This window comes from Bacteroides ndongoniae (assembly GCF_900108345.1).
Lineage (GTDB): Bacteria > Bacteroidota > Bacteroidia > Bacteroidales > Bacteroidaceae > Bacteroides > Bacteroides ndongoniae.
The window spans coordinates 652207-666539 of the sequence record NZ_FNVV01000013.1; the positions used below are offsets into that span (position 1 = coordinate 652207).

Below are 14333 nucleotides of genomic sequence, written 5' to 3' on the forward strand. Positions count from 1 at the left end.
TTTTCATTTATCAGAAAAAGAGGAAAGCCTCTTGTCAGTATCAAGAGGAACATTTACCGCATGATGACGATCCAATGCATCTAAATAAAACCGGACTCTCAGGGAATCACCGGAAATAAGTTCCTTGAGAAACTTCCGCTGACCAGAGGATAGCGAAGAAGGGGCAACAGGCCAACGGGATTCCTTATGGGAACGTGCCATGACCGCAACCGTATCCTCAAACAGCTTCTGAAAATCCGGATTCTTATAAACAAAAATCCGTGGCATGATAATGAAGCGTTTGGATTCGTTTGGAAAAATGGATTCCGCAAAATCCAGATAATCTCCTATAGAGTCGCCTTCACTCCTATAAATGAGTTCGCGATTCCACCTCTTGGAAGGATTGTTATCAAGAAGCTTATAATAAACTTCATTGGCATAGCCGTAATAGGAAGGATGATCAAGCACTGACAGCCTGTTTTTACCTCTGTTATGTATCATAAACTCGACCGGACATTCTACCCACAACAATTTGCCTTTCTTGGAAGAGTAAGCGAACACCGGATACAAACCGGTACGGGTTTGAGTAATTTCGTATTCCTGAGCTATGTTCTGATGAATCAATTTCCTGACAGCTTGGATTGAAAAAGCGCATAAAGTAAACGGCTTTTCAGGGCGGAACTTGTATTCCACGATTTTACTCTTCGATTCAGGAAACCACCTGTCTATAATTTCTTCTTTATATCCTGTCAAAACAAAATCATCCAGCCTTTCTGAATATCCAAATTGGGCATAGCCAATATAAAGGGAGCAATCTTCGCAGTACGAACATTTGATTGTGAATCCCTTGTCCGAGCCTTCAATGCTTATCTCTTCTTCATCAGGACAGTCGCCTGGTAACGGAAAGACGCTTTCTCCTGCCGGCTTCCCTCCCTTGGTAAGTTTCACGGACACGATAACCGGCCTTGGGACACATCCGCTCTTAGCGGAATCCACGGACATGGTAAGTTCATACGTCTGTTTATGAACCTGAATCCTTACGGTATCCCTCATGCTTCCCTTTCCATAAACCATGATAGGGAAAAGCAGACACAATATGAATGATTTTAATTTTGCCATGTTGATATTGACAATAAATAAACAGGTATATTAAAGATGAAAAGAAAATCCAAACAAGTATAGATAAATTAGCTTTATATCAGTGTTTTATAAAGACGCTCTTTCTTTCAGTTGTTTTCATTATTTTCTGTTAATCGGTTCTTTTTGGGTACATTTTTGTTCCTTGTTTGTTTCTTGATTTCAGTTTTAATTCGTACATTTGCATACGAAAAATAACGAATGAAAGAATACGATTATGCCACGAATAAAGAAGCCTAAAAAAGTAAAAGAACCAATCCGTCTTCGGATGAAGGATTTGTCCGATGGCAGCAAAAGTCTGTATCTGGATATATACCGCAACGGCAAACGGACATACGAGTACCTGAAGCTGTATCTTATTCCGGGAACGGACAGCAATACCCGTCGGCAAAATGAAATAACAATGGCTGCCGCAAATGCCATCAAGTCGAAACGTATTATCGAACTGACCAGTGGTGAAGCCGGTATCGTGAACCATACGGATAAGATTTATCTGCTGGACTGGATGCAAACCTATCTGGAGTACCAAGAGAAACGCGACAAGAAGGGTATCGGTCAAATCAAAGCCGTTACCCATATCCTGAAAGAATATGCAGGGGAAAGATTTATATTGGATCGGGTTGACCTCGCTTTTTGCCAAGGCTATATCGACTACATGCTGACAACCTTCCGCCCTAAAGGAAAGCCGATAGCAGCTTCTACACGCAACACCTATTATCAGATATTCAATGGCGCCCTGAATGCTGCCGTTCGGGCTAAACGGTTGTTGAGAAATCCGTTTAACGAGATGGAAAAGTCGGAGAAGCCCAAAATGCCGGAAAGCGTGCGGTCCTATATGACCATCGAAGAGGTACGGGCATTGATTGCCACTCCGATGCAGGAAGGGAGGGTAAAAAATGCCTATCTGTTCTCCTGCTTCTGCGGACTGCGTATCAGCGATATTGTCGGCCTGAAATGGAAGAATGTCTTTGTCGATAACGGCCAATACCGTCTGGCGGTAGCTATGCAGAAGACCAAAGAACCGATTTACCTGCCACTCTCCAACGAGGCGTTGAAATGGATGCCGGAGCGTGAGGACAAGGCTGCGGACGATCCTGTGTTCAACCTGCCTTCAAATATCAATCAGTATCTCAGACCGTGGGCCGAAGCGGCCGGAATCACCAAGCGTTTTACTTTTCACACCGCCCGGCATACATTCGCGACCATGATGCTGACGCTCGGTGCGGATCTCTATACCGTATCGAAGCTGCTTGGCCATACCTCCGTGAGAATGACACAGGTGTACGCCAAAATCATCAACCAGAAAAAAGACGAAGCAGTCAATTTGGTTAACGGCCTATTCGACTGATGTAGTCATACATGTCAAATTCAATTTACAGGTAAATATTTCCGGCTTTTCTCCGATATTTCAAATGGTCGAAGTAATGCCACTATTATAATAAGTATAAACCCATAAAAAACAATTCGACATGAAAGGACAAAACAACAGGTCCTCTCTTTTTTTGAAGGGAGACCACATCTGCACCACTTCGCTACGGAACAGGATGTAGCGGAAGAATTTTACGAGTTGCTCTCCGAAGCAAGGGAGCTTTATCTTCAAGACGTCATGGCAGACGGCAAACGATATGGCCGCTACGTGGATGACTTTATAAACAGCCACCGGTACATCGACTGCAACAGTGCGGTTTGCAGGAATTGCCATGAAATGAACATTCATATCATCAGAGGGCTGTTGCTCGATTGTACAAGTCTCGTCAAAAGCCTCTTTACCGCAGAAACATTTTCTTTCGAGGAGTGCATGGCCTTGAAACAAAAGTACGACATTGCCGGAGTATGGTTCGACTCTTCACGTACAGAAGATTCCAGAAACGCTCCACCTCTCTCCTTTGGTTGCAATTTTTCCCGTGAACAGATGACAGGTATTGTGGCTTGCGCCAACGCTTATCATCTGTTTTGCGTTTCCACTCTCCGCATCGAGGACATGGAAGCGCTTTTTGCCTGCAAGGAGAATTTCTGTATACGTGTGAACAATATCCGCCATGTGGCGGTTCTGTTCGATGCGTTGCTCGAAAACACCTTTATCCTGCCTCACTGGCAGTCGGTTCTCGACAAGGGGCGGTTCCTGTTGTCCAAAGACGGCACAAGATATGTTACCGCTTCAAGCCTCTCGTCTGCCCTCTCTGCGGCGAGGAACAACATTACATCGGCAAACCTCGGCATACGAAAAGCCATCAGTCGGCTGAAAATATGACACGAAGTGCCAAAAAGCCAAGTATGTGAAAGATAAAACAGTGATAGTTGCCGTGATACGTGCATAGTATCATGCCGGAATTTCCGGCTGTCCGGTTCACATCACATAACTTTGACCTCCGTTAGCGCGCTGCATAACGGAGGTAACTCTCCATTGTCTAATTTTAACATGTATTTTATGCAAAACAGAACAACATTCATGGAGCGGTTAAGCGAACGGCTGACCGCCATAGAAGCGGTTCTCAAGAAGTTGGAACCGGTGGAAGGTCTGTTGGAGCGTGTGGCTTTGCTGGAAAATACCATTTACACGACCAAGAAAGTCTTCACTTTTCAAGAGGCGTGCATGTATATCGGCGTGTCCGAAAGTATGTTGTACAAACTCACATCGAACAAGGAAATCCCGCACTACAAACCTCGCGGCAAGATGCTTTACTTCGCGAAGGAAGAGCTGGACGCATGGCTCTTGCAAAACTACGAACCTACGGTGGACGATGCCATGCGTATGGCGACGGAAGTATCCGCAACCCAACCGTTCTTTAACCAGAAGCGCTATGGAAAACGAAAAAAGAACTGACCGTAACTCGTGGGCGGAACTGGACGAGAATCGCCTGTCGGATATTCTCACGGCATCGCAGATAAAGGCCACGGACACCTACGTGACTCCGCCCCAGATTATATGGATCGACAACTCCACCATAGCGACGCTCGGCAATTTTAGCGCTTCGACGGGTAAGGCGAAGGCGAAAAAGACGTTTAATGTCTCTGCTATTGTCGCCGCGTCACTGGCGGGCCGGCAGGTTTTGAACTACCGGGCGCATCTGCCCGAAGGCAAGCGTAGGATCTTGTACGTGGACACCGAACAGAGCCGTTTCCATTGCCATAACGTGTTGGAACGTATTCTCCGCCTGGCGGGGCTGCCCACCACAACCGACAACGAGAATCTCGATTTCATTTGCCTGCGGGAATACACGCCAGCCGTGCGTATTGAGGTCATCGACTACGCTCTGCGACAGAACAAAGGGTACGGGCTGGTCATCATTGACGGCATCCGCGACCTGATGCTCGACATCAACAGCACCAGCGAATCGGTGGAGGTTATCAACAAGATGATGGAGTGGTCGTCGAAATACGACCTGCATATCCATTGTGTGCTGCACCTGAATAAAGGCGACAACAATGTGCGCGGGCATATCGGCACGGAAATGAGCAATAAGGCGGAAACGGTGCTGGTCATCACCAAGAGTGCGGAGAATCCCGTTATCAGTGAAGTTCATGCGCTGCATATCCGCGAGAAGGAGTTCAAACCGTTTGCTTTTTCCGTTGATGACGAAGGATTGCCGGTCATGGTGGATAACTATTCGTTTGATGGCAGCGTGAGACCGAAGGCCCGGAGCAGCTTCATGGATTTGTCCATCGAGCAGCACCGGGAGGCGCTTTCCGCCGCTTTCGGGGACAGGCCCATCAAAGGTTTCGAGAACGTACTACAGGCTCTCATGGCTTCCTATGAGGCTATCGGGTTCAAACGGGGACGCAGCGTCATGATAAAACTGCTGCAGTACCTGACGGAAAACCTAAAGCTGATCGTCAAACGGGACAAGCTCTTTTATTACGATGTGACCCCGACCGAAGCCTTGCTTTTCGACGAAGAATGCGAGGACGCGGAAGGTGAAAAATAATTTAGTTTACTTTGGTCCGGGTATATATAGGAGAAAAACCAAAGTAAACCGTTTTTTGAAAACAAGTGAAAAGAAAATGACATGACCATAGCGGAAGCAAAACAACTGCGTATCGTGGACTATCTTGCCAGCCTCGGCTACCACCCCCAGAGTGTAACATCGAAACAATACTGGTATTTGTCGCCGCTACGCAATGAGCGTACCCCGTCGTTCAAGGTCAATGACCGGCTCAACGAATGGTATGACTTTGGCGCAGCGACGGGCGGAGACCTTGTGGAACTGGGCAAGCACCTTTACCGGACGGACAGCGTGAGCGAAGTGCTTGCCTATATAGGCAAGCACGAGAACGCTATCCCGATACAAAGGGTGCGGATTCCGGGGACAACGCCCCGACCCGTCGAAGCCGACATGAAGGACGTGCTCATCGTACCGTTGCAGCACCATGCGCTGCTCTCGTACCTTCATTCCCGTGGAATCGACGGAGACATCGGCCGCATGTTCTGCCGGGAGGTCCATTATGAATTGCGGCAACGGCGCTACTTCGCCCTTGCCTTCGGTAACGTGGCGGGCGGGTACGAGATTCGCAATCCTTATTATAAGGGCTGTATCCGGTGTAAGGACATCTCTGTCATCAGGCATTCTCATAGTGAAGCACAGAACCGGGTTTGCGTGTTCGAAGGCTTCATGGATTTTCTCTCTTACCTGACGCTGAAACAGACGGGTGATGATACGGTCTGCATCGGCGCACCTTGCGATTACCTCGTGATGAACTCGGTGAACAACCTGAAAAAGGCTTTGGAACACTTGCAGGTGTACGAGGAAATACACTGTTATCTCGACAATGATCTCGCCGGACAGAAAACGGAAGAGACCATCGCCGGCATGTACGGCAAGCGGGTACACAACGAAGCACTCCGTTATCACGAGTACAAGGACCTGAACGATTACCTGCGTGGAAAGAAACGGTAAGGCATTATCGTTACCCCTCCCTTGAAAGCTCTCCTCCCGGGAGGGCTTTTTTTATGCCCGTTTTTCCCGGTACATTCGCCTTAAAGTATGAAATTAAAGTTCAATTTATATGTTTCGTACTTATTTCTATGTAATAAAATACTGTTTGATATAAAGAGATTTCGTTATATCGAATATAATACATTTCTTTGCATTTGTACTTTCAAAGTTCAATTAAAGTTTAATTTCATACTTAAAAACAAATGAGTTCATACTTTATATTCGCCCTTGTACTGACGGGGCTGTACATCGTCTATTACGCAGTCAATATTACCCGTGACCTGTATGGAAAGAAGGGAACGGAGAAGACTGACGAGGAAGTTTTCGACCTCGGTCCGATGGATGCCACGGAAGAGAGTGTCGAGGTTTCGGAGAACGAGACCGGGTTTAGTATCGGAAATGAGACATGCGACACGGAAGCCGTAGCTGCCCCACCTGCGGTACAAGACGGCGATACAGGGAAAAAGGAGGCAGCCGCGAAAGAGCGGCTTGAAAGGCTGAAGGCCAAGGCGGAGGCGCAGATGGAAGAGATCGCTCCCTACCTGTCCGACGGCTTTACCGACGAAGAGATGTATAAGGCGTTGATTTCCAAAGGACGCTTGGACAACCGTCCCTGCCTGAAATGGAGACCGGTCAAAGATAAGCTGTAAGATGTCGAAAACGAAAAAGATACTATGTGCGCTTTGTTCCATCATCCCCTGTTCAGCTCTGGCGAAAAGCGGCAGCGTGAATTACAGTTGGGGTGCGGATGCGCTGGCGACGATGCACGACTACGTGGTAACGATGATGTTTTACGTCCAAGCTCTATGCTGTGCCATCGCCGGGATTTGTGTGATTGTGTCCGGATTCCAGATTTACGTAAAGATGAACACGGGCGAGGACGGCATCACCAAGTCCATCATAACGCTTGTCGGCGCGTGTCTGTTCCTGATCGGTGCGTTCCTCGTCTTTCCTGCCTTTTTCGGCTATCGCATATAGAAACCGGCAACCGGCGGCGTGTTGCCGCGATGATGATTCGGAAGAACTGCAATACTTACCCTAAAAAATAAATAATCATGTTTCAAAAAACTAAAAGACAAATGAAAAGAATGTTTTCTACGAAAAAGATGCAGATGCTCACGCTGATGTTGCTGTGCGGCACAACAGCCGTCATGGCCCAGAACTCCGCAGGCGATTATTCCGCCGGTACGACTGCACTGGCGACCGTGACGGAGGAAATTGCCAAGTATGTCCCCATCATGGTCAAACTGTGTTACGCCATCGCAGGCGTGGTGGCTATCGTGGGCGCTATCTCGGTATATATCGCCATGAACAACGAGGAGCAGGACGTAAAGAAGAAGATCATGATGGTCGTGGGAGCCTGCATTTTCCTAATCGCTGCCGCACAAGCACTTCCGATGTTCTTCGGTCTCGGCGCATAAACCTCCCGCACGATGAAAGGCAAGGACGAACGTTATCCCGATTACCCGTTGTTCAAGGGTCTGCAACGGCCTTTGGAGTTCATGGGGATTCAGGGACGCTACATCTACTGGGCGGCGGGTGTTGCCGGCGGAGCCATCGTCGGTTTTATAATCGCCTACTGTCTCGCAGGGTTCGTGGTCGGACTGGTCGTGCTGGTTGCGGTCGTCTCGGCGGGTATCGCCTTTATCATGCTCAAACAGCGGAAAGGGCTGCATACCAAGAAAGACGGGCGCGGGGTGTATATCTATGCCCACTCGAAGAAGCTGTGAGAAGAAAAGAAAAACCATCACGGGCAACGTGTGGTCTTGTTGAATGTTGAACGCGGGCCGGCCGCCTGAAATCCGGGCGGCCCGGCCTTTTTATCGTATTTTGAGATGACTTTGTACATCATTCTACTTTTTATCGCCTTGTGTGCCGGCATGGCCCTGTCGGTCTATGCGTTCGGTACCGGAGGCAAGCGCAAGCGTATCTTTCAGGACATCTATTTTTCCGTGGAGGAGACGAACGGCGTGGGTGTGCTCTATACCAAGACGGGCGAATATTCCGCTATCCTGAAAATAGAGAACCCCGTGCAAAAATACTGCGCGAACATCGACAGCTACTATGAGTTCACGCACCTTTTCACCGCCCTCGCACAAACGCTCGGCGAAGGATATGCCCTGCACAAACAGGACATCTTCGTCAGGAAACAGTTCGAGAACGAGACGGGCGACAAACACGAGTTCCTCTCGTCGGCCTACTTCCGCTACTTCAAGGGGCGCAACTACACGGACAGCGTGTGTTACCTGACCATCACACAGGAGGCGAAGAAGAGCCGACTGTTCTCGTTCGACAACAAGAAGTGGCGCGATTTTCTGGTCAAAATCCGCAAAGTGCATGACCAGTTGCACGATGCCGGGGTGCAGGCCAAGTTCCTGAACAAAGCCGAGGCAAGCGAATACGTGGACCGCTACTTTGCCATGAACTTCAAGGACCGGATCGTGTCGATGACCAACTTCAAAGCAGACGACGAGACGGTCTCGATGGGCGACAAACGCTGCAAGGTATATAGTCTTGTCGATGTGGACTGCGCCGCACTGCCTTCACTGATACGACCTTATACCAATATAGAGGTCAATAACACGGATATGCCCGTGGACCTGCTGGCTGCCATCGACAGCATTCCGAGTGCGGAGGCTGTCATCTACAACCAGATTGTCTTCCTGCCCAATCAGAAAAGGGAACTGGCCCTGCTGGACAAAAAGAAGAACCGGCACGCCAGTATTCCCAATCCGAGCAACCAGATGGCCGTGGAGGACATCAAGCGGGTACAGGAGGTCATCGCGCGGGAAAGCAAGCAGCTTGTGTACACCCATTTCAACCTGATTGTCGCCGTACCGACTGGTACGGACCTGCAAAAATGCACGAACCATTTGGAGAACGCTTTCGGGCGTATGGGTATCCATATCTCCAAGAGGGCGTACAATCAGCTGGAACTGTTCGTGAACTCGTTTCCGGGTAACTGCTACGGCATGAACGAGGACTATGACCGCTTCCTGACGCTGGGTGACGCGGCGGTGTGCCTGATGTATAAGGAGCACATACAGCACAGCGAAGAAACACCTCTGAAAATTTACTACACGGACCGCCAAGGCGTGCCGGTGGCTATAGACATCACGGGAAAGGAAGGAAAAAACAAACTGACAGACAACTCGAATTTCTTTTGTTTAGGGCCTTCAGGCAGCGGCAAGAGCTTCCACATGAACTCTGTCGTGCGCCAGTTGTACGAGCAGGGAACGGACGTGGTGATGGTCGATACGGGTAACAGCTACGAGGGGCTTTGCGAGTATCTGGGCGGCAAGTACATTTCCTATACCGAGGAAAGACCGATTACCATGAACCCATTCCGCATCAACCGGGCGGAAATGAATGTGGAGAAAACGGGCTTCCTGAAAAACCTCGTACTGCTCATCTGGAAAGGCTCGCAGGGTACGGTCACAAAGACGGAGGATCGCCTGATAGAACAGGTTATCACGGAGTATTACGACACCTATTTCAATGGGTTCGACGGCTTCACGCCCCTGCAACGGGAGGATTTGCGTAAGGGGCTGCTCATCGACGACCGTAACCATGCCGAGAAGCAGGGCGAAGACGAAGGAGAGCGGGCCGGGCGTATCGAGCGCATGATCGACGAGATGGAACGCCGCCGTAAGGAGCTAAAAGTGGAAGAGCTGTCGTTCAACTCGTTTTATGAGTTTTCCGTGCAGCGCATCCCCGACATCTGTGCCGAGAACCACATTTCGGGCATCGACATCTCGACATACCGTTACATGATGAAGGACTTCTACCGGGGCGGCAATCATGAAAAGACGCTGAATGAGAACATGGACAGTTCACTGTTCGATGAGACGTTTATCGTCTTCGAAATCGACAGTATAAAAGATGATCCTCTCCTGTTCCCTCTTGTCACACTGATTATCATGGACGTGTTTCTGCAAAAGATGCGTATCAAGAAGAACCGTAAGGTACTGGTCATCGAGGAAGCGTGGAAAGCTATTGCCAGCCCGCTCATGGCCGAATACATCAAGTTTATGTACAAGACGGCCCGTAAATTCTGGGCTTCGGTCGGTGTGGTGACGCAGGAAATACAGGACATTATCGGCAGCCCTATTGTCAAGGAGGCCATCATCAACAACTCGGACGTGGTGATGCTGCTCGACCAGAGCAAGTTCCGCGAGCGGTTCGATGAAATCAAGGCTATTCTCGGCCTTACCGACGTGGACTGCAAGAAGATATTCACCATCAACCGGCTGGAAAACAAGGAAGGGCGCAGTTTCTTCCGCGAGGTGTTCATCCGCCGGGGAACGACCAGCGGCGTGTACGGCGTAGAAGAACCAAGAGAATGTTACATGACCTACACCACGGAGCGGGCGGAGAAAGAAGCTCTTAAACTCTATAAACGGGAATTACGGTGCAGTCATCAGGAAGCTATCGAGGCGTACTGCCGCGACTGGAACGCCAGCGGTATCGGGAAGTCCCTGCCGTTCGCCCAAAAGGTCAACGAGGCCGGACGGGTATTGAATCTTCATGTAAAACAATAACAATCAAATTATCAATTACAAAAATGGAAAAGATAGACATCAGCCAAAGTGTAAAGACACTTGAGTTCGGGAGCAAATATGAAGCCCGTATCCAGCGGATATTCCGTGAGTTCGACATCAAGACCATCCGGGATTTATGCCAATGGCCCGGAAAGGACTTGGTAAGGGTACGCGACATGGGTAGAAAAAGCATTGAGGAAATAGAGGAGGTTCTGGAAAGATACAATCTCCGGTTGGGGATGCTCGGTAAGGAACTGGACGAATACGCCGGCATAGAAAATTCCGTACAGGACGAGGAAGAAGAGGCGAAATGGGAACAACGCAGGTACGAGATCGCCAAGGAGGTATTCATACATCACCGTCTGGTGGCAGAATCCGCCGTATATGAGGCCGACGGACTGATACGTGCACTAAGAGGCATGACGCGCTGACGGGCGTCTGTTTTTAACTGGGAAAGAATCCATGATGAAACGGCTGTCACTTATCCTCATACTCCTGTCGCTCGTCGTCGTGCAGCAGGTCCACGCACAGTATTACAGCGTGAACTACGATGCGCGTACCGTGGCGGCAATGGCTACCGCTTTCGGTACGGAAGCCGTGGCGGAAAGCTATTACCGGGAGCAGGTCGATGACATTCTCAAGCACTACAATGCGGCGGAAGTGGCCACGGCAGGGATTTTTGCGTCCAAGTTCTTGGAACATAAAGCCTTTTCCGACCTCGGCATCTGGAACAGCAGTACGGAGAATTACTACTACCGCCGCATTTACCGCATGGTCTCTGAGAAAATCATGCCGAAGATATGGGTGGTGGCGAAACTGATGCTGCGCTCGCCGCAAACGGCTATCTACTGGGGCAGCTACCTGATGAAAATCTGCGACGAGACGAAAAGTCTGTGTATGCAGTTCGAGAGTGTAGTGACGAACAGCACTCTGGGCTTTTCGGACATCGTGTTTCTGGAAATCAACCGAAACATCGCCCCTCTGCTGAAACTCTCGGAAGTGGGCGACATCGACTGGCAGCATATGTTGGACGATCTCGCCAGCGTGCCGGGTAACTTTACCAAGGAGAACCTGCAACACGACATCGACAACCTCTACAACATGGGTGTCGGTCTCGCCTCGGCTGGTATCGGAAATATCGGTGACGCCCTGCTGCAGACCAGTTCGTTCCATGAGCTGATGGGCGGCAGGATCAGCAAGATTATCGACCTGTACGATCATTACGGTGCGCTCTTCGAGCAGGCGGAACATGACCTCGGCGGTCTGCTGATCGACATGGTGGGTGGAGAGGATAACGTAGCGGGACTGTTCGATTTCAGCAACTACGACCTGACCTCGTGGATAACGGATTATCTGGACGAGACAGCGGGAAACTACTACACGCAACGGTGGTATATCGGCCGACGCGAGCAAGGGAGTATCGCCCTGTGCGATTACTACCCGCCGACGGACGATAACAGCATACTGAACGGTGGAGAGTGGACGCGTTTCGAGACGACCGATCCCGGCTTCTATCCCAATGCATCACAACGGGAGCAGGCACTCGCCAATTCGGAACGGTATGCCGGATGGTCGAGAAGCCGGGTACAGCAACTCAACAACCAAAACGACGGCTATACCTATAATATTAACTACTGGCAGAACGGTTACATCATCAGCCGGGGCGGCAAACAGACGAAGAAAGCCTATGCCTACGAAATCCATGTGAAGAAAAGCTGGAACCGGGAGGAAATCATTTACGAGGAGGTGTTCGATTCTTATTCGATGGACCTAAACACGTTCAAGGCGCAACTCAATGCCCGTCTCTCGGAGTTCAACGACAACGAGGAGGGTTATACCTATTATATAGCTTCCGACGCACGGAACTATTATCAGGCAACGGATGCCGCAAAGTTACAGGGCTGCGAGAGCGTGACCATCAGTGTAACCTGCTCGGACGGGGCTACGCTCGGTCAGGGCACGACACAGTACAAATGCCGGAAGTGCGGCAAATCCCTGAACGCCCATTCAAAGGAGTGTGCCATGCAGACCACGGTTACGGAGAACGAATTGGACTTATCCGAGTTGGACGCCATGCTGCAGGAGGCGGAGAAGCAAGTGGCCGTCCTTCAGTCGCAAATCAATGCGTTGGAGAATGAGAATGCCGACCTGCTGAAAAAAATCGCCGAGGCGAGCGTGGAAGATGCGGCGGTGTACCGACAGCAGTACAATGCGAACAAAACACAGATAGACCGCCTGAAAAGCGAGCTGTCCGAATGGCAGAAGAAACAGCAGGAATATACCGACGCAAAAACCGAGGCGGCGGGCGATAACGATGTGGCAACGGACGACTATTACCGCATACCGGCCATCATGCAGGACTGCAAGACGGCTTACAGCCTGTCGTGGCAGGACGGCGGGGCGTGGAACGGCTACACCTATGTCCGTAAGGCGACCATGCCGAATATCAACGGGGTCATCACGTTCAAGGCAACGGTCTCGATAGCCCGCAAACCGAAATATTTCCTCGGTATCAAGATACACCGTGCCATCGTGCAGATCAGTTGGGAACTGACCACGGAATATACCGACACGTATGTGGCCGACGTGCTGACGCTCGACCCGAACCTGTCGGACGCGGAGAAAACGAAACTGGTGAACGACCGTATTGCGGAGATTGCACGGGAGCATCCTTCGTGCAAAATCACGACGGAATACGCCCGTACCCCGCCATTGGAAGAGACTCCGACCGGAGAGGTGTACCATCTGCTGTGGTCGAGCGACCGGCTCGAAATCGCACGGGAAGTGGATTCCCGGATTACAAAAATATATGCAGACCTCGTGTCGCTGGAAAAGATGATGCACTATAAGCGGAGTATCATCGACGTGCTGAAGGACGTGCTGCCCGAACTGGACATGGACGAGGGACGCAGGCTGACGCTCGTGGAGGAATGCCACGAACGTTGGGTGGAGAATGCGCGAAACCTGCGGAACGGAAACGGCAGGAACGGCAAAGACAGCGGAAAGGAGGTGCGGCCATGAAACGTGCCCTGCTGATGACAGTCGTGCTGCTGGCTCTCCTGCCCGGCATCGCCAAGGCGCAATGGACCTTCGACATCGTGTCGGTAGAAGCTTACATCAACGACCACAAAAAACAGCGCAGTCTGCTGCTGGCCCGCAGTACGCTGGAATACAGCAACAAGCTGCTGCACGAATACAGCCGCGAGGAGATCGGCGAGTACAAGGAACTGAATGTGGACTTGGACCGCTATACCCGCGCCTTCGACGTCATCGACGTGATGTACCAGTCCTTGCGGACGGTACTGAACGTGAAAAGCACTTATACGGCGGTCAGCGACCGTATCGGCGATTACAAGAGACTGCTGGAAGATTTCAACGAGAGAATCGTGAAACGGGGACGCATCGACCCCGGCGACGTGGTGATACTGGCTATCAACGAGAAAGCGATACGGGACATCGCCGATGACGGGGAGCAGCTCTACAAGTCGGTAAGCGACCTTGTATTGTATGCCACCGGAGCAGCGGCCTGTTCTACTTCCGACCTACTGCTGGTGCTGGAGGCAGTGAACACGTCGCTGGACGACATCGAGCGACATCTGAACCGGGCATATATCGAGACGTGGCGGTACATACAGGTGCGTATCGGCTATTGGAAAGAGAAGATTTACCGTCCCAAAGTCAAGGAGATTATCGACGGGGCTTTCGGACGGTGGCGCAAAGCGGGACGGCTGGATTATTAACG

15 protein-coding genes are annotated in these 14333 nt (G+C 50.4%); 13 read left to right on the plus strand and 2 right to left on the minus strand.

The window, feature by feature from the left end:
- Window positions 1-3: 3 nt before the first annotated feature.
- The gene (locus tag BQ5591_RS06965) at window positions 4-1098 is read right to left on the minus strand and encodes an LIM domain-containing protein (RefSeq protein WP_159434439.1); all 1095 of its coding nucleotides are present in this window, start codon (window positions 1096-1098) and stop codon (window positions 4-6) included.
- A 235-nt stretch (window positions 1099-1333) separates the two neighbouring features.
- Between BQ5591_RS06965 and BQ5591_RS06970 the strand changes: the two genes are divergently transcribed.
- Complete coding sequence (locus tag BQ5591_RS06970; protein WP_004289313.1) at window positions 1334-2464, plus strand: site-specific integrase; 1131 nt, start codon at window positions 1334-1336, stop codon at window positions 2462-2464.
- A 60-nt stretch (window positions 2465-2524) separates the two neighbouring features.
- Here BQ5591_RS06970 and BQ5591_RS21515 read toward each other — a convergent pair whose 3' ends face one another.
- Window positions 2525-2818 carry a hypothetical protein gene (locus BQ5591_RS21515; RefSeq protein ID WP_162129475.1) on the minus strand — a complete coding sequence of 98 codons (294 nt, stop codon included), beginning with the start codon at window positions 2816-2818 and terminating at the stop codon, window positions 2525-2527.
- On the opposite strand from BQ5591_RS21515, the gene BQ5591_RS06980 reads away from it, so the two are divergent.
- From BQ5591_RS06980 to BQ5591_RS07035, 12 genes are all read left to right on the plus strand, one after another.
- Complete coding sequence (locus BQ5591_RS06980; RefSeq protein ID WP_004294466.1) at window positions 2723-3367, plus strand: hypothetical protein; 645 nt, start codon at window positions 2723-2725, stop codon at window positions 3365-3367. The genes BQ5591_RS21515 and BQ5591_RS06980 overlap by 96 nt on opposite strands.
- A gap of 198 nt (window positions 3368-3565) precedes the next feature.
- Window positions 3566-3940: a helix-turn-helix domain-containing protein gene (locus tag BQ5591_RS06985; RefSeq protein WP_004294465.1), complete on the plus strand. Its 375-nt coding sequence runs from the start codon at window positions 3566-3568 to the stop codon at window positions 3938-3940.
- The gene (locus BQ5591_RS06990; RefSeq protein ID WP_004289317.1) at window positions 3918-5042 is read left to right on the plus strand and encodes an AAA family ATPase; all 1125 of its coding nucleotides are present in this window, start codon (window positions 3918-3920) and stop codon (window positions 5040-5042) included. Before BQ5591_RS06985 ends, BQ5591_RS06990 begins: the two co-directional genes overlap by 23 nt.
- Window positions 5043-5123: 81 nt before the next feature.
- A complete protein-coding gene (locus BQ5591_RS06995) occupies window positions 5124-6011 on the plus strand; it encodes a toprim domain-containing protein (protein ID WP_004294464.1) in 888 nt (295 codons plus the stop codon).
- A 242-nt stretch (window positions 6012-6253) separates the two neighbouring features.
- The gene (locus BQ5591_RS07000) at window positions 6254-6700 is read left to right on the plus strand and encodes a hypothetical protein (protein WP_004294463.1); all 447 of its coding nucleotides are present in this window, start codon (window positions 6254-6256) and stop codon (window positions 6698-6700) included.
- A gap of 1 nt (window position 6701) precedes the next feature.
- Window positions 6702-7028 carry a DUF4134 domain-containing protein gene (locus BQ5591_RS07005; protein WP_017140656.1) on the plus strand — a complete coding sequence of 109 codons (327 nt, stop codon included), beginning with the start codon at window positions 6702-6704 and terminating at the stop codon, window positions 7026-7028.
- Window positions 7029-7105: 77 nt separating this feature from the next.
- Window positions 7106-7471, plus strand: coding sequence for a DUF4134 domain-containing protein (locus BQ5591_RS07010; RefSeq protein WP_004294461.1), 366 nt, complete (start codon window positions 7106-7108; stop codon window positions 7469-7471).
- A 12-nt stretch (window positions 7472-7483) separates the two neighbouring features.
- Window positions 7484-7780: a DUF4133 domain-containing protein gene (locus BQ5591_RS07015; RefSeq protein WP_004294460.1), complete on the plus strand. Its 297-nt coding sequence runs from the start codon at window positions 7484-7486 to the stop codon at window positions 7778-7780.
- A gap of 105 nt (window positions 7781-7885) precedes the next feature.
- The gene (locus tag BQ5591_RS07020) at window positions 7886-10591 is read left to right on the plus strand and encodes a TraG/VirB4 family ATPase (RefSeq protein WP_017140657.1); all 2706 of its coding nucleotides are present in this window, start codon (window positions 7886-7888) and stop codon (window positions 10589-10591) included.
- A 23-nt stretch (window positions 10592-10614) separates the two neighbouring features.
- Window positions 10615-11022 (plus strand): DNA-directed RNA polymerase subunit alpha C-terminal domain-containing protein, encoded by a 408-nt coding sequence (locus tag BQ5591_RS07025; protein ID WP_004294457.1) that lies wholly within the window; start codon window positions 10615-10617, stop codon window positions 11020-11022.
- Window positions 11023-11056: 34 nt separating this feature from the next.
- Window positions 11057-13612 (plus strand): hypothetical protein, encoded by a 2556-nt coding sequence (locus tag BQ5591_RS07030; RefSeq protein ID WP_029429258.1) that lies wholly within the window; start codon window positions 11057-11059, stop codon window positions 13610-13612.
- Window positions 13609-14331 (plus strand): hypothetical protein, encoded by a 723-nt coding sequence (locus tag BQ5591_RS07035; RefSeq protein ID WP_004294455.1) that lies wholly within the window; start codon window positions 13609-13611, stop codon window positions 14329-14331. The genes BQ5591_RS07030 and BQ5591_RS07035 overlap by 4 nt, the downstream gene beginning before the upstream one ends.
- Window positions 14332-14333 lie beyond the last annotated feature (2 nt).